The organism is Mesorhizobium sp. B2-7-3 (assembly GCF_006440715.1).
Taxonomy (GTDB): domain Bacteria; phylum Pseudomonadota; class Alphaproteobacteria; order Rhizobiales; family Rhizobiaceae; genus Mesorhizobium; species Mesorhizobium australicum.
Map to the genome: position 1 here is coordinate 140,067 of NZ_VFTY01000012.1, position 17,645 is coordinate 157,711.

Here is a 17,645-nt window from a genome sequence, read left to right on the forward strand (position 1 = left end):
GAAGCCACCGTTTGCAGGCCGGCCTCACCTGAATACCAGCATGGCTTAGTCCAGCATCACGATCGCGGTGGGCGCGTCTTCCTGATGTTCGGCAAGGTCTTCGAATTCGGTGATCTTGTCGATCTCGGTCCCCATCGAGATGTTGGTGACCCGTTCGAGAATGAATTCGAGCACGACCGGAACCTGGTGTTCCTTCAGCAACCGCTGCGCTTGCTTGAAGGCGCCGGCGAATTCCTCCGGCTTGCGCACCCTGACCGCCTTGCAGCCCATTGCCTCGGCGACGGCGACATGGTCGACGCCATAGCCCGCCTCCGGATCGTCGGCCCGGTTGATGTTCTCGAAAGCAAGGCTGACCTCATAGTCCATCGAAAAGCCGCGCTGCGCCTGGCGGATGAGGCCGAGATAGGCATTGTTCACGACCACGTGGATATAGGGCAGCTTGTGCTGCGCGCCGACCGCCAGCTCCTCGATCATGAACTGGAAGTCGTAGTCGCCCGAAAGCGCCACTATGGTGCGCTCGGGATCGGCGGCGCGCACGCCGAGTGCGGCCGGCAAGGTCCAACCGAGCGGGCCGGCCTGGCCGCAATTGATCCAGTTGCGCGGCTTGTAGACATGCAGGAACTGCGCGCCGGCGATTTGCGACAGGCCGATGGTGGTGACATAGGTGACGTCACGGCCGAACGCCTTGTTCATCTCCTCGTAGACACGCTGCGGCTTCAGCGGCACCTGTTCGAAGTGGGTTTTGCGCTTCATCGTCTTCTTGCGGCCCTGGCACTCCCTGGCCCAGCCCGACCAATCGCGCAGCCTGCCCGCCGTCCTCCACTCGGTGGCGACGTCGAGCAGCATCTTCAGTGCCGCCCCCGCATCCGAAACTACGCCGAGATCGGGGGCGAAGACACGGCCGATCTGTGTGGGCTCGATGTCGACATGGATGAATTTCTTGCCCTTGGTGTAGACGTCCACCGAACCGGTGTGACGGTTGGCCCAGCGGTTGCCGATGCCGAAGACAAAATCGGCTTCCAGCATGGTGGCGTTGCCGTAGCGGTGCGAGGTCTGCAGCCCGCACATGCCGGCCATCAGCCGGTGATCGTCAGGAATCGCCCCCCAACCCATCAGCGTCGGAATGACCGGAACGCCCGTGATCTCGGCAAACTCGATCAACAGGTCGGACGCGTCGGCATTGATGATGCCGCCGCCGGCAACGATCAGCGGCTTCTCGGCCGCGTTGAGCATCGCAAGCGCCTTTTCGGCCTGGGCGCGCGTCATCGCCGGCTTGAATGGTGTCAGCGGCTCATAGGCATCGATGTCGAACTCGATCTCGGCCAGTTGGACGTCGACCGGCAGGTCGATCAGCACCGGACCCGGCCGCGATGAGCGCATCAAATGGAACGCTTTTTGCAGCGCCATCGGCACCAGATAGGGCTCCATCACCGTCACCGCCCATTTGGCGACGGGCGCAGCGATCGCGGCGATGTCGACAGCCTGGAAATCCTCCTTGTTCAGCCGCGCGCGCGGCGCCTGGCCGGTGATGCACAGGATCGGAATGGAATCGGCCGCGGCCGAATAGAGCCCGGTGATCATATCGGTGCCGGCCGGCCCCGACGTGCCGATGCAGAGGCCGATATTGCCCGCCTTGGCTCGGGTATAGCCTTCGGCCATATGCGAGGCGCCCTCGACGTGGCGGGCAAGGACATGGCGGATCGTGCCCCTCGCCTTCAATGCCGAGTACAGCGGATTGATCGCCGCACCCGGCACGCCGAAGGCACAGGACATGCCTTCCTTTTCGAGAACGAGAACAGCGGCATCGACAGCGCGCATCCTGGCCATTTCCAGCCTCCACGAGATGATTGTTGGATGGCTAAGGATGTCACCGGGCGGGCGCTTTTTCAATTTTTTCAGAATATTTTTTCATTTCTAATAAACGGCTCTTACCAACTGATTTTGTTTCCTTTTCCCTTTTCCAGGATTTGCACCGAGAATTTCATGAAAAACTTTTTCATTGCATGTTGGGAGAAACGGTCGAGAATGCCAGCCCATGGAAACGAGCGAAAAACGTCAGCGTGGCCGCCCGCGCGCTTTCAATGGTCCGGCCGAAGCTGCCTCGGTGCAGTCGCTCGACCGGGCCTTGCGTATCCTGGCCATTGTCGCGGAAGGCAGCGGCCTGTCGCTGAGCGAGATATCGGCGCAGAGCGGGCTTGCCGCCTCCACCGCCTACCGCATGCTGACGACACTCGAAAACCACGGCATGGTCGAGTTCGATACATCGGACCAGCTCTGGTCGATCGGCGTCGAGACCTACCGCATGGGCGCGGCGTTCCTGCGCCGCCGCAAGCTGGTCGACCGCGCCCGTATCGTCATGCAGGAACTGATGGAGAAGACCGGCGAGACCGCCAATCTCGGCGTCGCGGAAGACGATTGCGTGGTCTTCGTCAACCAGGTCGAGACGCACCAGGCGATCCGCGCCTTCTTCCGGCCGGGCACGCGCAGCCCTTTCCATGCCTCGGGAATCGGCAAGGCGGTGCTGGCACATCTCGAACCGGAGCGCGTCGGAACCATCCTGCGCAAGGCGGGCCTGCAGCGCTATACGGACAAGACCCTTTCCGATATCTCCGCCCTCGCGCACGATCTGGCCGTCATCAAGCATCGCGGCTGGTCGGTCGACGACGAGGAGCGCCATCCCGGCATGCGATGCGTGGCCGCCGCCATCTTCAACGAGTATGGCGAGCCGATCGGCGGCGTTTCCGTGTCCGGGCCGACGGTGCGGGTCACGCCCGAGCGGCTGGCCGAGATCGGCCCGCTGGTGCGCGACGCGGCGGCCGAAGTGACGAAAATGATCGGCGGCTCGAAGGCAGGCTGATCAAGGGATAGACTAGACGCGCCGAAAATCGCTGCATGCCGCCGGCTGCATGGGATTTGACCGTCTTGCCGTCGCGTTCGAATGCATGCGAAAGGGCGCGCATGAGGAAAGTGGTTCAGCTTCTGCTTGCCGTTTCGCTGTGCGGATGCGTGGCGGCGGCACCACGACCCGATACCGGCGACCAGCGAGTCAATCCCATCCCGATCTCGCTCGCGCTGGAGGAGATCATCACGGCCGGTATCCGCCAGCGGCTGCCGGATTCAGCCTCCGCCAGGTTCGGAACCATGTTAGCAGGCGAGCGAATGCTTGATGGCCGCCAGGAGATCGTGGTTTGCGGCACCGTCAATGCCTCGTCCGGCGTCGGCGACAAGCCATTCATCGCCAAGGTCTACCCGGACGCCGCAAGCCACTTCGAACTGGTCGCGATGGGCGACGAGACCGAGGCTGCCCGGCTTCAGATTGGCGGCACCTGCCGCGCGGCCGGTCTGCCGATCCTCGACCCGAAGATGCACCTCTAGAAAGACGGCCATCAAACGACGAACAGGGGCTGCCTCGCAATCCCTCTTTCCAGTCGCCCGCCGCCACTCAGAGCCGGCAGTAATGGCTGTAGCCGTCACGGCCGATATAGGTGTCGGAGTCCGGGTCGTAGCTGGAGTAGCGATCGAAGCAGCGGCGGACGTGCCAGGAACCGCCATCTTCCTCGACATAGACGGTGCGCTGCTGCTGCTGGGCAAGCAGGCTGCCGAGAACGAAACCGCCGACGCCGGCGGCGATGCCAATGCCGAGGCCGTGGTGATGCGAGTGGGCAGCAGAGGGCTGGACGGTGCCGACCAAAGCGGTGGCGGCGACGGTGGTGGCGATGAGGCCGGAAACGAGTGTGCGCTTGAACATGATGATCTCCTTGCTTCGTTTGGAGAGGCGAGCCATCCGCCTCTTGATGATCTGTCGTTGCGGCAAGGAAAAAGGTTCGACGGGTTTTGATTTTTTTCGAGGTAGCAGGAATTCGCTGGCTAAAAAGGCGTGGCGACCCTCGCCGGCGTTGATCATCCATTCTGGCACTTCAGGCACCTTGCGCCGATCGGTCATCGTCCGTGACGGCGACTGGAAGCGCCGCCTTCAATGAGAAAAGGGCGGCCGAAGCCGCCCTTTGCTGGATTGGTTTTCAATCAAGCCGCCAGGCTGCGCTCAGTAGAGGATGATGTGGCGGTGGTGGTGATGACGATGATGGTGATGGCCATAGACCCACCAGTAATCCGGATAGTCCGGGTAATCCTGGTAGTAGAGGTAGTCGTCGAAATGACGATGATGATGATGCATGCCGTGAGCCGACGAAGGCTGAACGGTGCCGGCGAGCGCGCCGGTTGCAACGACGATGGCGACGATGCTGGAAACGAAACTGCGCTTGAACATGATGGTCTCCTGGATCTCTGATCGAGGCGACCATTCGCCTCTGAGGATCAGTCGGCGCGCCGCGGCGAAAGGTTCGACAGATCTGGAGATTTTTTTGGCGCACTGTTGGCGAAACCGGGTAGGCAGCACCGGCTCGCGCCATGACCGGCAGCAATTGCTCACTACTCACTACTCACCACTCCCCACTCAGCCCATGCCGGTGACATGCCGAAGCCAGAAGGCGAGCGCGATAAAGCCGATGAAGGTGGTGACGCCTGTCCAGTCGACATTGGCCTTCTTCACATCGCTGATGAGCTTCACCAGCAGCATCCACGCCACGACGACGATAGGGAGAATGATGACAAGCCTGATCATGCGACACTCCGTTCAGCGCATTGCACTTACCCTGATGTAGGAAGCGCGTTCGCGGATTTCAGCATGCGGACGCGTGGGCATCCTCCACCACGGCTGATGCCCAAAAACGGAGTTTTGTCTTTACTGGCGCAACAAATATGCTAACCGGAGCGCCGTGCCCTTGTAGCTCAGCTGGTAGAGCAGCGGTTTTGTAAACCGAAGGTCGGCGGTTCGATTCCGTCCGGGGGCACCACCCTACGCTCTTCGAGCTCCGGGTGGCAGGCCACCCCAAGCCCGTAGAGACGCAGGAGTGTCCTCCGAAAACCCCCTTGTAGGACGATTACGTCGCCACCCCCCTTACGAAGCGCTCGCGATTTGGGCCGACACGTTCGTCCTGGTGAACGTATTCCTCACCCTCACAGACTTATAGACATAAGCGGCCCAGATGCCGGTCACCACAAACGAAGCTATGGGTGCCGCCAGCGCGTCGCCTGCGAGCACCTTGTTTACCGGAACGCCCAGGATTGACGAAATCCAGATCGTATCCAGGATAAACACAACAGGAATCGCAAACCATTGGCAGAGAAACAATTGCGGGAATCGACGGCTTCGCCGCAGCATTGAAACCAGCACCACCAGCTGAAGCGCCAGAAATGCCAGATTGAGGGCAACCTCGACATACACAGCCAGAGAGCCGTTTGGGAGGGTCATGAGTTGCTGGTAGCCGTCGGCGGAATTGCCGAAATCGGCGAGCGTGCGCAGCGGTGACAATGTCTGACCGATAGCCAGCAGCATCAGCCAGCCACCGAAGCCCACAAGTGACTCAGGATTCTGCGACGGCTTCGCGGCTGACCGGACAGCAAAGAAAACAGGCACGCCGATCAGCAGCAGCACGATCGCCCAATGCCAGATGGAAAACGTCCCCATTTACCCTTCCCCCTTTTTATACCCCTATAAGTTGTAGCAGATTTCAAACTCAACTCAAGAGCCAATCATCGCGTAAGACGCCGTCCGATGCCGAAGCGACAACTTCTCCTGCCTGCTCCTGACGCCCTCACACTCCGATCGCCGCCACCAATATCCGGTTCTGCCGCCGTATCGCGGCCCTCAACTCCGGTATCCTGGCTTCATCCCGCTTCACGAATTCGATGAACATCATGTTCATGTTGTTGAAGATCAATTCGCCGAGTGCCGTGCCGTCGATATCCTGCCGCACTAGGCCGATCTCCTGAAGGCGGGCGATCAGCGCGCGGATCTGTTCGGTGAGCGAGCGGTCGAGGCCAGTATAAGCCTGGCCGAACGGGCTGTCGGGCAGTTGCGTCGAGATCGCCATCGCCTGCCGCCACATCTCCTTGCTGAGATAGTGCAGCGAGTGCTCGATATAGATGCCGATCAGCGTGTCCAGGGCGTCGCCGACATTGGCGGGCGGCCGGGCGACCACGCCGCGCCCGGCATTGAGCACCTCGTCGACTTCCATCGAGACGATGGCGCCGAGAATATCGCCTTTGTTCTGGTAGTAATTGTAGATGGTGCCGATCGAGACTTCGGCTTGCGCGGCGATCGTCTCGATCTTGGCGCCCTCATACCCGGCCTCGCGGAAAAGCGCCGCCGCCGCCTCGATGATACGCCGGTGGCGATCCGCCTTTTGCCTTGCCCGCAATCCGCTCATATCAGCCTCTTGTCACAAAAACAGAATTGACTCAATTTTAGAATTGGTTCAGTTTTTTGCAAGAAGCCACAAAGGCAAGGGAGAACACTCGATGTCCGTCAAATCCGGCAATCCGCTTTCCGTCCTGAAGCGCCAGATGCACGCTGCATGTGCCGCCACGGCATTGCTGCTTGCGGCGGGCAGCCTCGCCGAAGCCGCCGATCTCAACGCGCTGATCTGGTGCGACCATTCCGATCCGGCGCTGCTGCAGCCTTTCGAGGAGGCCAACAACGTCAAGGTCAACGTCAAGGAATTCGAAGGCACCGGGGCTGGGCTGGCCATCGTCGAGCAGTCGCAGCCCGGCGACTGGGATGTGATGGTGATCGATAGCATCGACGTGCCGCGCGGCGTCGAGAAAGGCCTGTTCGAGCCGCTGCCGGAAGACAAGCTGCCGTTCGCCGATCTCTTCCCGCAGGTGAAGATGGACGGCTCGACCATTGTCGGCGGCAAGCGCTACGGCATCACCGAAAAGTTCGGTTACAACACGATCGGCTTCAACAAGACAAAGGTCGATCCGGCGGACATGCAATCCTTGGCGTCGCTGACATCAGACAAGTACAAGGGCAAGGTCGCCATCTATGATTATTATCTCCCCGTCATCGGCATGGCGGCATTGGCCATCGGCAAGAAGACGGCCGATCTCACGGAAGCCGACCTGCCCGCGCTCAAGGAAGAGCTGCTCAAGATGAAGGCCAATGCCAAGCTGGTCGGTGAAGTCACCGCCAGCCAGACGGCGCTGGCGACCGGCGAGGTCGACATATTGGTCGGCGGCGGCGAATGGGTGACGGCAGGGCTGGCCAAGGAAAACCCGGCGCTGGACTTTTCCATTCCAAAAGAAGGTGCGGTGCTGTGGTCGCAGTCGCTCGCCATGTTCAAGGATTCCAGGAACAAGGACATGGCGCTGAAATTCATCCAGTACATACTGAGCCCCGAGGGCCAGGCACGGCTCGCCACCTCGTCCTGTTACTGGGGCATGCCGTCCAACACCAAGGCCGCATTGACCGACGACCAGAAAAAGGTCCTGCGCTTCGACGAGCAGCCCGGCTTCCTCGCCCGTGCGCAGGCCTATCCGGCGCCGAGCGCCGACCTCGACAAGAAGATGCAGGATATGTGGACCGAAATGCTGCAGGCCAAGTGAGCCGATACGCTGATGAGCGCCGCGGGAAACAGTGAGGGCGCGCGGACAGGCCGTGCCCTTCCCTGGGCGCTGGTCACACCGGCACTTGGCTGGACGCTTCTCTTCTTCGTGCTGCCCTTCGTCGCCATGGGGCTTTCGAGCTTCACCGCGCAGGAGGGCGGCGGGGGCACCCTGTCCAACTACAGCCAATTCTTCACCAACCCCGCCTACTGGCAGGCGATGGTGAACTCGCTGCAGGTCACCGCCATCGTCACCGTGGTTTCCGTGCTGCTTGCCTATCCCTTCGCCTGGATTCTGGCCGAACAGGTTCCTGAACGCTGGCAGCGGCTGGCGCTGATGCTGGCCGTGCTGCCGTTCTGGACCTCCTATGTCGTGCGCTCCTACTCCTGGCTGCTGGTGCTGGCGCAGAACGGCGTCATCAACCGGGCACTGACTGGCATTGGCGTGGTCTCCGAACCGCTGCAGCTCGCCAATACGCGCCTGGCCACCGTCACAGGCTTCGTGCATTTCTTCGTCATGCTTTTGACCCTGACCATCTTCGCCAATCTGAAGCAGCTCAGCCCCAGTTACCGCAAGGCCGCCGCCGATCTCGGCGCCGGACCGGTGCGCGCCTTCCTGCATGTCATCCTGCCATTGACCTTGCCCGGCATCATGGTCGGCGCTTTTCTCACTTTCGTGCTGTGCATCGGCGACTACATCACGCCGCAGATCCTCGGCGGGAACAACGAGCTTCTGATGCCGCAGCTGGTGATGATGCAGATCGGCCGGCGCGGCGATTTTCCATTGGCCTCGGCGCTGTCGATCATCCTGATGGCGGTCGTGACCATCGCCTATCTCGCCTGCGCCCGCTGGCTAAAGATCGAGCGGACCTGATCATGCGCAGCATTGGCCGCATCGCTTCCTGGATCTACGCGCTTGCCGTCTACGGCTTCATCTTCCTGCCGGTCGTCGTGCTGGTGCTGTTCTCGCTGCAGTCGACGTCCTTTCCCATTCCCCCGTTCACAGGCCCATCACTGCGCTGGTACGAGGCGGTTCTTTCCGATAACCGGCTGACTTCGGCGCTGGCCAATTCGCTGCTGGTCGCGGTTCTTTCCTCGGCCGCAGCCGTCATGCTCGGCTTCCTGTCGGCCTGGGGGTTCGCGCGCTTCGTCCTGCCAGGCTCGGGCCTGCTGCGCGGGTTGATCACCTTGCCGCTCACCGTCAGCTATCTCATCATCGGCATGGGGCTGCTGGTGCTGTTCAACTGGGCCGGCGTGCCGAAATCTCTGCTTGCCGCCGGGATCGGCCATGTGGTGATCAACCTGCCGCTGTGCTTCGCCATCATCTACAGCCAGTTAGGCGACCACCAGATCAACATCGAGCGCGCCGCGCGCGACCTCGGCGCGCCGGAATGGAAGGTGCTGCTGTTGATCACCGTGCCAGTCATGGCGCCGGCCATTTTCGCCGGCTTCTTCCTGTCGATGACGTTCTCCTGGGACGAGTTCGTGATCTCCTTCCTGCTGACGCGCTTCGATACCACGCTGCCGGTGGAAATCTGGAACCTGCTGCGCTCCGGCCTCAACCCCAAGACCAATGCGGTCGGTTCGCTGGTCTTTGCCGTCTCGATCGTGCTGGTGGTGTTCTTCGAACTGACCTTGCTGCGAAGGAAATCGGCATGAACGCGCCCCTGGTCGATATCCGCGACATCTCGCACCGCTTCGGGCAGCATCCCGTGCTGAAGAACGTCTCGCTGACGATAGCGGCCGGCAGCTATACGATCCTGCTTGGACCATCCGGTTCCGGCAAGACGACGCTGCTCTCCATTCTCGGCGGTTTCGTCAATCCGAGCGAAGGCAAGGTTCTCATCCGCGGCCAGGACTGCACCTCGGTGCCGCCGGCCAAACGCCCGACGACGACGGTGTTCCAGGACTATGCGCTATTCCCGCATATGAGCGTCGGCGGCAATGTCGGCTTCGGCCTGCGCATGCAAGGTGTCGACGGCGCGAAGCGGGCGGCAAAAGCGCGCGATGCATTGGCCCTGGTGGGTCTCGCCGCCGCCTTCGACAAGAAGCCGCACCAGCTTTCCGGCGGCCAGCGCCAACGCGTGGCGCTGGCGCGCGCCCTGGTGATCGAGCCGGCGGTGCTTCTGCTCGACGAGCCGCTCGGGGCGCTCGACCTGAAACTGCGCCGCCAGATGCAGGACGAACTGAAGGCGATCCAGAAGCGGGTCGGCACCGCCTTCATCCATGTCACTCACGACCAGGAAGAAGCGATGGCGCTGGCCGACCATTGCGTGGTGATGAATGACGGCCGCATCGAGGACGAGGGGCCGCCCGAGCGCGTCTATGCGAGGCCGGCGACGCGTTTTTCCGCGACCTTCATGGGCGAGAGCACGATTCTTGCCGGCACTGTCGTCGAGTCCAGTGACAGGACGAGCACCGTCACGACACCGGTCGGACCGGTTTCCTTATCCAGTGCCTTGCCGTTGGGGTCTACTGCCGCACTGGCGATACGCCCTGAGCACCTTGTGCTTGGCGTTGCGTCGGCTGGCACGAAGCTCGGCATGGCTGATGTGAGCGACGTCGTTTTCCAGGGCAGTTTCAAGCGCGTGCTGGCGACCGCTGTCGAAGAGCCTTCCCTGCGGTTCATCGCCAAGCTGCCGGCGACCGCCATCGTCCATGCGGGCGACAGGGTCGCGATTTCCTGTGATACCGACCAGATCATCCTGCTGACGGATTGAACATGAGCACGCTTGCGGTCATCGACGCACCGGACTGGTACGAAACAACCCGCATGGCCGACGGCATCACGCTGATTCACGAGCCATGGATAAAACCGTTCTTCCGCTGCAATATGTGGCATGCGCGCGGACGCGACCGCGATCTCCTTTTCGACACCGGCCTCGGTCATTTCAGCCTGCGCACCCATGTGTCCCTGGTGAGCGAGCGCAAGCTGACCTGCGTTGCCAGCCACACGCATTTCGACCATATCGGCTGCCACCATGAGTTTTCCGATCGCTGCGTGCATTCGGCCGAAGCGGCAATCCTGGCCGATCCGCGCAACGAATGGACCGCTGCCGGCACCTATGCGACAGAAGAGATGTTCGATGGCATGCCGCGGGGCTGGGACACGGCGCGCTATGGCATCCAGCCCGCGCCGGCCGACCGTATGCTCGCGCATGGCGACATCATCGATCTGGGCGACCGGGCCTTCGAGGTCGTCCACACGCCAGGCCATTCGCCGGGCGGCATTGCGCTCTACGAGAAGAAGACCGGCATCCTGCTGTCCGGCGACATCATCTATGATGGCCCGCTGATCGATGATGTCTACCACTCGGACATACCAGATTACATGGCGACGCTGCTCGCCATGCGCGATCTCGACGTCTCGATCGTCCATGGCGGCCATTTCCCGAGCTTCGGCAAGGTGCGCTACCGCCAGTTGATCGACGAATATCTCGAACAGAAACGACAGGCCGGCTGCCATCTGCGGCAGCGCCCTTGAGGGCTGAGTTACGGCATCAAGTCGAAATGGCGTGGGAAGGCCTGGGGCGGCACGAGCCCGTCACCCCCCTTCGCAGTGCGCTGGTGGTGACACAGTGGGCGACCGGCTCGCGACACGAACGGGCCGTAGCCAGTGCGTCACTCGGGAATGGGTGCCGGAAGCGAGATTGTATAGCGCGGTGGCGCCGATCCCCTGCGGCGTCTCCTCCATTGCCTCAGCTGCTCCCTCCAGCCGACTGGCGGTTTTTCGTAGACAGGGGGAGCCAGGCCGGCGAGCTCATAATAACCTTCGAGAATGTTGGTGCGCAGTAACTGGCGTTCCTGTGTATAGAAGCTGAAATGCGCGACGAGCAGGTCACCGAAAATCTTGCCCGGCCGGTCCAGCTTGGCCGGAAGCGTCGCCGACAACCACTCTTCCTCGTCGCCGCGCGGTTGAAAGTGCTCTCCGAGATCGACAATGTCCGATCCGAAAAAACCGATTGCGTTGATCGAAAAGCGTGACAGCCTGATCTCCCGGTCCGGCACGCGAAAATCCTGGAGCCGATTGGAGCGCACAGCTTCAATGAACACCGGGTGTAGGGCCTGCGGAAAGGTCGCATGCGCCCAGGAGAATTCGCATGACGCCTGACAGGTAAGCGGGCCATCCACCCGCACCCTGGAAAGCTGCTTGATCAGCGAATTGCAGATTGCGTTGTTGACGATCAACGGAGCGTACCAGATGGCCGATCCCCTTTCGGCCATGACCCTTGCCATGAATTTTCGAAAGAAGCCGTCCTCGACAAAAACTACATCGTCGTCGAGGCGTAGGTAGAAAGCACCGGGATCGTCGCAAAAGCGATAGAAATCGCCGATGACGTTGATCCCGCCATCGGCATGTGGAAGCCGCTTGATCTTGCAACGCGGATCGGAGGCCGCCAATCTTTGTAGATAGGCCCGGTCAGCCTCGTTGCGACAGTTGTCCCAGAGGTGCCACTCATGCACATCGAGGTTTTTCAAAACATGATGGCCAAGCAGACGCAGATATTTCTCACGACCGGCCGGGGTGACAACGATCAGTTTCATAGAATTCCTGGTTCCTGTAAAATCAGAGTCCCGTACATCAGCGAATCTTGATTATCAGAACGCTCGTTCGGGCAATAGCTGTTGACATGACAGGCCCCTGCCCCATTGGATTCGCCTCAAAACACGACGAATCGTCATGACGTTTAAATACACCCGTTATGCCGGCAAGACATCGTGCTCAGGTAACGCCAGGAGATCTTCCTCATGCCCTTCGCATTCAACTTGCTTTCGTGTAGGGCTCGCCGAGGACCCGGATTGAGGGTATGAGTGTCGGAAGCAGGACTTTGACGAACACCACACACCGCAATCTCGTGATAGTCAGGGCAGGCGACAAATCTCTCCATCGTGGATGGGGGGCGGACGATCCCAATTGTGAATTTGATTTGATCGTCAGCTACTTCGGAAGTGATCCATCTGCGTTTCGGCTGCCGCTTGAAAACCGAGTCGACTACAAGGGCGGCAAATGGGATGGCATCCATGCTCTGCTGAGCCAACAGCCCGAACTTCTTGACCGCTACCAGTATGTCTGGCTGCCGGACGACGATCTGGAAGCAGACCGGGCGACCATCGAGGCGATGTTCGCCAACATGCGCCGGCTTGGCCTCCATATCGGCCAGCCGTCACTGACGCTGGACAGCTATTATTCCCACCTCCCGTTCCTCCGCTGCAAGAGCTTCGAGTTTCGCCTGGTAGACACGATCGAGATCATGGCCCCCTGCCTGAGAGCCGACGTAGCGGCCAAGATGCTGCCTCTGTTCAAACACTCCATGAGCGGTTTTGGTCTGGACTTGTTGTGGACCAGGCTTGCCGAAGAAAACCGTGGAACATCTGCCGTGTTCGACGCCTTGCCGGTCCGCCACACCCGGCCGGTGGGAGCTCACCTGAAAACAGCGATGCTCGAGTCAGGAAGAACGCCCGACAAGGAATATCGCCAATTGGCGTCGCAATATGGATTTGGCGAGCTTTTTCCATTGTCCTATGAGGCCGTCGATCGAAAAGGCCGGCGCTGGCGGTCGAAATCGATGATCGGCCTGCGTATGGTGGCCGACTATCTCTTGGACAGGAAAGCCTTTCGCCAGGCGAATCGATTGAGGGAATTGTTATGGCGCCTTCTGCGCAGGCAGTATTCCAAGTCCGTCGATCTGTCCCAAATAATTCTCAAGCCCTAAGGTTCGGATACGCGAATGGACAGGACCCTGCTGGGCAAGGCCGAAATCCTCATTGTCGGCGCTGGTTTTTACGGTGCAACGCTTGCCGAGCGCATCGCCACGCAACTCGGGCGACGCGTGCTGGTAATCGACCGGCGCCGGCACATCGGCGGCAATGCCTACACCGAACAAGATCCTGTCACCGGTGTGGAGATCCATCGCTACGGGCCGCATCTGTTCCATACATCCAACGAGGAGGTCTGGAATTACCTGCGTGCCTTCACCGGTTTTACCGCCTATCGCCATCGTGCATTCTCGACATATCGCGACAAGGTCTATCCGCTGCCGATCAACCTTGCCACGATGTCCCAGTTCTTCGGCAGGCGGCTAAGTCCGGACGAGGCACGCGACATGATTGCCGAGCAGGCGACGGAAGTTGGCGACCGTCCGCCGGCCAATCTTGAGGAGAAGGCGATCTCCCTGGTCGGCCGCCCTCTCTACGAGGCCTTGATCAAGGGTTACACCGCCAAGCAATGGCAGACGGATCCGCGCGAACTGCCGGCGCAGATCATCGCGCGCCTGCCGGTTCGCTACACATTCGAGGACGGCTATTTCAACGACCGGTTCCAGGGCCAGCCTGTGGACGGCTACACGGCGATCTTCGAAAAGATGCTGGCGCAGGAGCTTATCGAAACACGGCTTGGCATCGACTTCTTCGACATCAAGTCCTTGCTGCCGAAGGACCTGCCGGTCGTCTACACCGGGCCGATCGACCGCTACTTCGACTATAGCGAAGGCGAACTCGGCTGGCGAACCATTGATATCGATCTGGAGGTCATGGACACGCCGGACCATCAGGGCACGGCGATCATGAACTACGCGGACGAGGCCGTGCCTTATACCCGCGTGGTCGAATTCCGGCATTTCAACCCGGAGCGCCAGCACGGGAGCGCCAAGACGCTCATCGGCCGCGAGTATTCCCGTTTCGCAGGCCGCGCCGACGAGCCTTATTATCCGATCGACACGCGCAAGGATCAGGCGGTCTATCGCCGCTATCTCGACCGGGCGGGTGCGGAGAAAAACCTGCACCTCGGGGGACGGTTGGGAACCTACCGCTATCTCGATATGCATCAGGCGATCGGCGCCGCCCTTAAGGTCTTCGAAACCCTGCTCGAGCCCTATTTCGCCGGTCGGCTCGATTCCGTTTCGCGGTGGACATGACGGGCCGGGTTCTGAAGCCGCAAACTCTCCGGTTTTCAGGTCGTCGCCGCCGATTTGCCACAGGCAGCAATCCGCTGCCTGAACATTCGAAAGTACGCCGATCCCCTGATGCGGATCGCTGCGGTGTTTGCCTATAGCGCCCTTTGCGGGCAAGGCATGCCGGCGGCATCGCCGCAACGTGACGCCGTGGGGATCGGCCTGGCGCTCGTTTCTTCCGACTGGCGCACCAGTTCTGCGAAGACAAGCGCGAAACTTCCCAACATGAGAAAGACGATGATCAGGCGTGCTACCGGCAATATGTCGGCCTCGTCTGGCTGGCGCATATCCCCTGGCATCGAGAACCGCGGGTTCATGCACGCATATCTGAACTGCCGCAGCGTCCTTTGCGTCCCGAAGTGACAAGGTCGTGCTGCGGGCGCCCCACGCCACCCATGCCGGCTAACATGATCGATCCGGCTTTACGAGACCTTAAGCCCGGCCTTAACCATCACATTCGCTCGCGCCGTGACATCAACCGCGACCGGCTGGTGCGCCGGTCCTGCCGCACCCTCGCCTCATGGGCTGACAGAGGCTCTCTTTGCAGACGTGCCTGCCCCATGCTACCCCGGCGCTGGCGCCAGAACCTGCCGGCGCCAATCGGTCGCGATCGGGGAGCCATGAGCACAGCCACCAACAGCATCGCCTTCGTCTCGTCCGACACAGCAGACGCCAAGGCGGCGCTGGATAGCCTGTCGGCGCGCTATGGCCAATGTTCGGTCGCCGAGGCGACCGTCGTGGTGGCGCTGGGCGGCGACGGCTTTCTGCTGCAAACATTGCGCGACACGATGGGTACGGGAAAAAAGGTCTACGGCATGAACCGTGGCACCATCGGCTTCCTGATGAACGAATACCGGTCCGGGGGGCTCACCGAGCGCATCGCGGCGGCGGTCGCCGAAACGATCCGCCCGCTGGAGATGCTGGCAACCACCTCGGATGGCGAACACGTCACGGCACTGGCGATCAACGAAGTGGCGCTGTGGCGCCAATCCTACCAGACGGCCAAGATCCGCATCAGCATCGATGACCAAATACGGCTCGAGGAACTGAACTGCGACGGCGTCATGATCGCGACGCCGGCCGGATCGACCGCGTATAATCTTTCCGCGCACGGCCCGATCCTGCCTCTCGACGCGCCGCTTTTGGCGCTCACGCCGGTCAGCCCGTTTCGTCCGCGACGCTGGCGCGGCGCATTGCTTTCCAACAAGGCGACCGTGCGCTTCGACATTCTGGAGTCGGAAAAGCGGCCGGTGAACGCGGCCGCCGACCACACGGAGGTCAAGGCGGTGACCTCGGTCACGGTGCGGGAATCGCCAACGGCCACCGCGACTTTGCTGTTCGATCCCAACCACTCCTGGAACGAACGCATCCTGGCCGAACAGTTCCGTTACTGAGCCGGCACAGTGACAGGAGGCCGGATTAAGCATCGCGATTAAGGTTACAACTTCACAATCGCGCCAATCCTACCCGTTTCTGTTGACAAATCGCGGGCTTGCGCCTAATCGCAATACCAATCTTGCAGGCGCGTGGCGCTTGCCGCGACGAATGACGTTGCGCTTCCCCGAACCAGCCAAAGACAGCAACACTTGTCCTCAGACACGACGATCGCTCAAGAAGCGTTGACCTTTTCAGACCTCGGCCTGTCGCCGAAGGTGCTTTCCGCAGTCACCGATGCCGGCTATCTCCAGCCGACGCCGATCCAGGCTGGTGCGATCCCGCACGCCTTGCTCGGCAAGGACGTGCTGGGCATTGCCCAGACCGGCACTGGCAAGACCGCATCCTTCGTGCTGCCGATGCTGACCCGGCTGGAAAAGGGCCGTGCCCGCGCCCGCATGCCGCGCACGCTGATCCTGGAGCCGACGCGTGAGCTTGCCGCGCAGGTCGAAGAAAACTTCGTCAAATACGGCAAGAACCACAAGCTCAACATCGCGCTGCTGATCGGCGGGGTGTCGTTCGACGAACAGGACAAAAAGCTGGAGCGCGGCGCCGATGTGCTGATCGCTACGCCTGGCCGTCTTCTCGACCATCGCGAGCGCGGCAAGCTGCTGCTCAACGGCGTCGAGATCCTCGTCATCGACGAGGCGGACCGTATGCTCGACATGGGTTTCATTCCCGATATCGAGCGTATCTGCGAGATGATCCCGTTCACCCGGCAGACGCTGTTCTTTTCGGCGACCATGCCGCCAGAGATCACCAAGCTGACGGAAAAATTCCTGCATGCGCCGGTGCGCGTCGAGGTCTCCAAGGCCGCTTCGGCGGCCACCAACATCATCCAGCGGTTGGTCAAATCGGGCTCGAAGCCTTGGGACAAGCGTGAAACGCTGCGCAACCTGATCAAGGCCGAGGATGCGGAGCTGAAGAACGCGATCATCTTCTGCAACCGCAAGATCGAGGTTTCGGAGCTGTTCCGCTCGCTGCTGAAATATGATTTCGATGCCGGTGCGCTGCATGGCGACATGGACCAGCGCGCGCGCATGCAGATGCTGGCCAATTTCCGTGACGGCAAGCTGCGCTATCTCGTCGCCTCGGATGTCGCCGCGCGCGGCCTCGACATTCCCGATGTCAGCCATGTCTTCAACTACGACGTGCCGATCCATGCCGAGGACTATGTCCACCGCATCGGTCGCACCGGCCGCGCCGGACGCTCCGGCAAGTCCTTCACCATCGCGACCAAGTCCGACACCAAGTATATCGACGCCATCGAACGGCTGATCGGGACCAAGATCGAGTGGCATGACGGCGACCTGTCGACGGTGGTTGCCAGCGAAGGCGAGGACGATGCTCCGCGCCGCGGCAAAGGCGCGCCACGCCGCGCCGGCCGCAAGGACGAGGACCGCAACGACAGGGGCGGGCGCAAGAAGAGCGGCGAGCGTCGCGGCAGACACAGCGAGGAAGATGCCTCGGCCGTGGGTGCTCAGCCGCAGGAGCAGCCCGATGTGGCCGAGACGGCCGATATTGTCGAACGGCGCGCCCGCAAGGATGCAATCCGCTCGGAAAACACCGAGCGCAAATCGTCCGACCGCAATGAGCCGCGCGCCCCTGAGCGCGGCGACACCAGGCCGCAGCGCAGCAACAGCCGCCCTGCCCGCCACCATCAGGAAGACAACGACGCCACGGTCGGCTTCGGCGATGACATGCCGGCCTTCATGCGCATCGTCGCCAAGGTCTGATTCCAGCGAGCAAGCCGCCTAGGGGCGGCTTGCCTTCTTTTTTGCCCTGCAGCCGACAGCAATTCGAGGAAAAGCCGCGT

General features: G+C 61.3%; 20 protein-coding genes and 1 tRNA gene. 14 read left to right on the forward strand and 7 right to left on the reverse strand.

The features are described 5' to 3' along the window. Positions 1–45: 45 nt before the first annotated feature. The gene (gene gcl, locus FJW04_RS24835) at positions 46–1,827 is read right to left on the reverse strand and encodes a glyoxylate carboligase (RefSeq protein ID WP_140717295.1); all 1,782 of its coding nucleotides are present in this window, start codon (positions 1,825–1,827) and stop codon (positions 46–48) included. A gap of 208 nt (positions 1,828–2,035) precedes the next feature. Between gcl and bhcR the strand changes: the two genes are divergently transcribed. Both bhcR and FJW04_RS24845 read left to right on the forward strand, forming a co-directional pair. Continuing rightward, on the forward strand, positions 2,036–2,857 hold the full coding sequence (gene bhcR / locus FJW04_RS24840; RefSeq protein ID WP_023773060.1) for an HTH-type transcriptional regulator BhcR: 822 nt from the start codon (positions 2,036–2,038) through the stop codon (positions 2,855–2,857). A gap of 101 nt (positions 2,858–2,958) precedes the next feature. Beyond that, positions 2,959–3,375 carry a hypothetical protein gene (locus FJW04_RS24845; RefSeq protein ID WP_140616910.1) on the forward strand — a complete coding sequence of 139 codons (417 nt, stop codon included), beginning with the start codon at positions 2,959–2,961 and terminating at the stop codon, positions 3,373–3,375. A gap of 67 nt (positions 3,376–3,442) precedes the next feature. Here the strand turns inward: FJW04_RS24845 and FJW04_RS24850 are convergent, their stop codons facing one another. Next, positions 3,443–3,748: a BA14K family protein gene (locus tag FJW04_RS24850; protein ID WP_140717297.1), complete on the reverse strand. Its 306-nt coding sequence runs from the start codon at positions 3,746–3,748 to the stop codon at positions 3,443–3,445. On the opposite strand from FJW04_RS24850, the gene FJW04_RS24855 reads away from it, so the two are divergent. Then, positions 3,741–3,980, forward strand: a complete 240-nt coding sequence (locus FJW04_RS24855) for a hypothetical protein (protein WP_140717299.1) — start codon at positions 3,741–3,743, stop codon at positions 3,978–3,980. The two genes, FJW04_RS24850 and FJW04_RS24855, sit on opposite strands and share 8 nt — an antisense overlap. A gap of 62 nt (positions 3,981–4,042) precedes the next feature. Here the strand turns inward: FJW04_RS24855 and FJW04_RS24860 are convergent, their stop codons facing one another. Both FJW04_RS24860 and FJW04_RS24865 read right to left on the reverse strand, forming a co-directional pair. Continuing rightward, entirely contained in the window at positions 4,043–4,267 is a 225-nt protein-coding gene (locus FJW04_RS24860; protein WP_140717301.1) for a hypothetical protein, read from the reverse strand. A gap of 186 nt (positions 4,268–4,453) precedes the next feature. Continuing rightward, positions 4,454–4,621 carry a hypothetical protein gene (locus FJW04_RS24865; protein WP_140717303.1) on the reverse strand — a complete coding sequence of 56 codons (168 nt, stop codon included), beginning with the start codon at positions 4,619–4,621 and terminating at the stop codon, positions 4,454–4,456. Positions 4,622–4,777: 156 nt separating this feature from the next. On the opposite strand from FJW04_RS24865, the gene FJW04_RS24870 reads away from it, so the two are divergent. Then, positions 4,778–4,853 (forward strand) — tRNA-Thr (locus FJW04_RS24870). A gap of 104 nt (positions 4,854–4,957) precedes the next feature. Here the strand turns inward: FJW04_RS24870 and FJW04_RS24875 are convergent. Both FJW04_RS24875 and FJW04_RS24880 read right to left on the reverse strand, forming a co-directional pair. Beyond that, positions 4,958–5,527, reverse strand: a complete 570-nt coding sequence (locus tag FJW04_RS24875; protein ID WP_140717305.1) for a DUF2569 family protein — start codon at positions 5,525–5,527, stop codon at positions 4,958–4,960. 127 nt (positions 5,528–5,654) lie between these two features. Beyond that, the gene (locus tag FJW04_RS24880) at positions 5,655–6,269 is read right to left on the reverse strand and encodes a TetR/AcrR family transcriptional regulator (protein WP_140616911.1); all 615 of its coding nucleotides are present in this window, start codon (positions 6,267–6,269) and stop codon (positions 5,655–5,657) included. Positions 6,270–6,360: 91 nt separating this feature from the next. Here FJW04_RS24880 and FJW04_RS24885 point away from each other — a divergent pair, with 91 nt between their 5' ends. From FJW04_RS24885 to FJW04_RS24905, 5 genes are read left to right on the forward strand one after another with little or no spacing between them, the layout of a single operon-like run. Further along, a complete protein-coding gene (locus tag FJW04_RS24885) occupies positions 6,361–7,446 on the forward strand; it encodes a spermidine/putrescine ABC transporter substrate-binding protein (protein ID WP_140616912.1) in 1,086 nt (361 codons plus the stop codon). A 12-nt stretch (positions 7,447–7,458) separates the two neighbouring features. Continuing rightward, on the forward strand, positions 7,459–8,319 hold the full coding sequence (locus FJW04_RS24890; protein WP_140717307.1) for an ABC transporter permease: 861 nt from the start codon (positions 7,459–7,461) through the stop codon (positions 8,317–8,319). Positions 8,320–8,321: 2 nt separating this feature from the next. Continuing rightward, positions 8,322–9,104: an ABC transporter permease gene (locus FJW04_RS24895; RefSeq protein ID WP_140717309.1), complete on the forward strand. Its 783-nt coding sequence runs from the start codon at positions 8,322–8,324 to the stop codon at positions 9,102–9,104. After that, on the forward strand, positions 9,101–10,165 hold the full coding sequence (locus FJW04_RS24900; protein ID WP_140717311.1) for an ABC transporter ATP-binding protein: 1,065 nt from the start codon (positions 9,101–9,103) through the stop codon (positions 10,163–10,165). Before FJW04_RS24895 ends, FJW04_RS24900 begins: the two co-directional genes overlap by 4 nt. A gap of 2 nt (positions 10,166–10,167) precedes the next feature. After that, complete coding sequence (locus FJW04_RS24905) at positions 10,168–10,929, forward strand: MBL fold metallo-hydrolase (RefSeq protein ID WP_140717313.1); 762 nt, start codon at positions 10,168–10,170, stop codon at positions 10,927–10,929. A 137-nt stretch (positions 10,930–11,066) separates the two neighbouring features. Here the strand turns inward: FJW04_RS24905 and FJW04_RS24910 are convergent, their stop codons facing one another. After that, the gene (locus FJW04_RS24910; RefSeq protein WP_140717315.1) at positions 11,067–11,990 is read right to left on the reverse strand and encodes a hypothetical protein; all 924 of its coding nucleotides are present in this window, start codon (positions 11,988–11,990) and stop codon (positions 11,067–11,069) included. Positions 11,991–12,274: 284 nt separating this feature from the next. Between FJW04_RS24910 and FJW04_RS24915 the strand changes: the two genes are divergently transcribed. The 5 genes from FJW04_RS24915 to FJW04_RS24935 all read left to right on the forward strand — a co-directional run bounded on the left by FJW04_RS24915 (position 12,275) and on the right by FJW04_RS24935 (position 17,565). After that, entirely contained in the window at positions 12,275–13,159 is an 885-nt protein-coding gene (locus tag FJW04_RS24915; protein ID WP_140717317.1) for a hypothetical protein, read from the forward strand. 15 nt (positions 13,160–13,174) lie between these two features. Next, positions 13,175–14,359 (forward strand): UDP-galactopyranose mutase, encoded by a 1,185-nt coding sequence (gene glf / locus FJW04_RS24920; RefSeq protein ID WP_181173046.1) that lies wholly within the window; start codon positions 13,175–13,177, stop codon positions 14,357–14,359. Between the two features lie 108 nt (positions 14,360–14,467). After that, positions 14,468–14,758 (forward strand): hypothetical protein, encoded by a 291-nt coding sequence (locus FJW04_RS30080; protein WP_181173047.1) that lies wholly within the window; start codon positions 14,468–14,470, stop codon positions 14,756–14,758. A gap of 257 nt (positions 14,759–15,015) precedes the next feature. Continuing rightward, positions 15,016–15,789: an NAD kinase gene (locus tag FJW04_RS24930; RefSeq protein ID WP_041163462.1), complete on the forward strand. Its 774-nt coding sequence runs from the start codon at positions 15,016–15,018 to the stop codon at positions 15,787–15,789. A gap of 192 nt (positions 15,790–15,981) precedes the next feature. Beyond that, positions 15,982–17,565: a DEAD/DEAH box helicase gene (locus tag FJW04_RS24935; RefSeq protein ID WP_181173048.1), complete on the forward strand. Its 1,584-nt coding sequence runs from the start codon at positions 15,982–15,984 to the stop codon at positions 17,563–17,565. Positions 17,566–17,645: the final 80 nt, after the last annotated feature.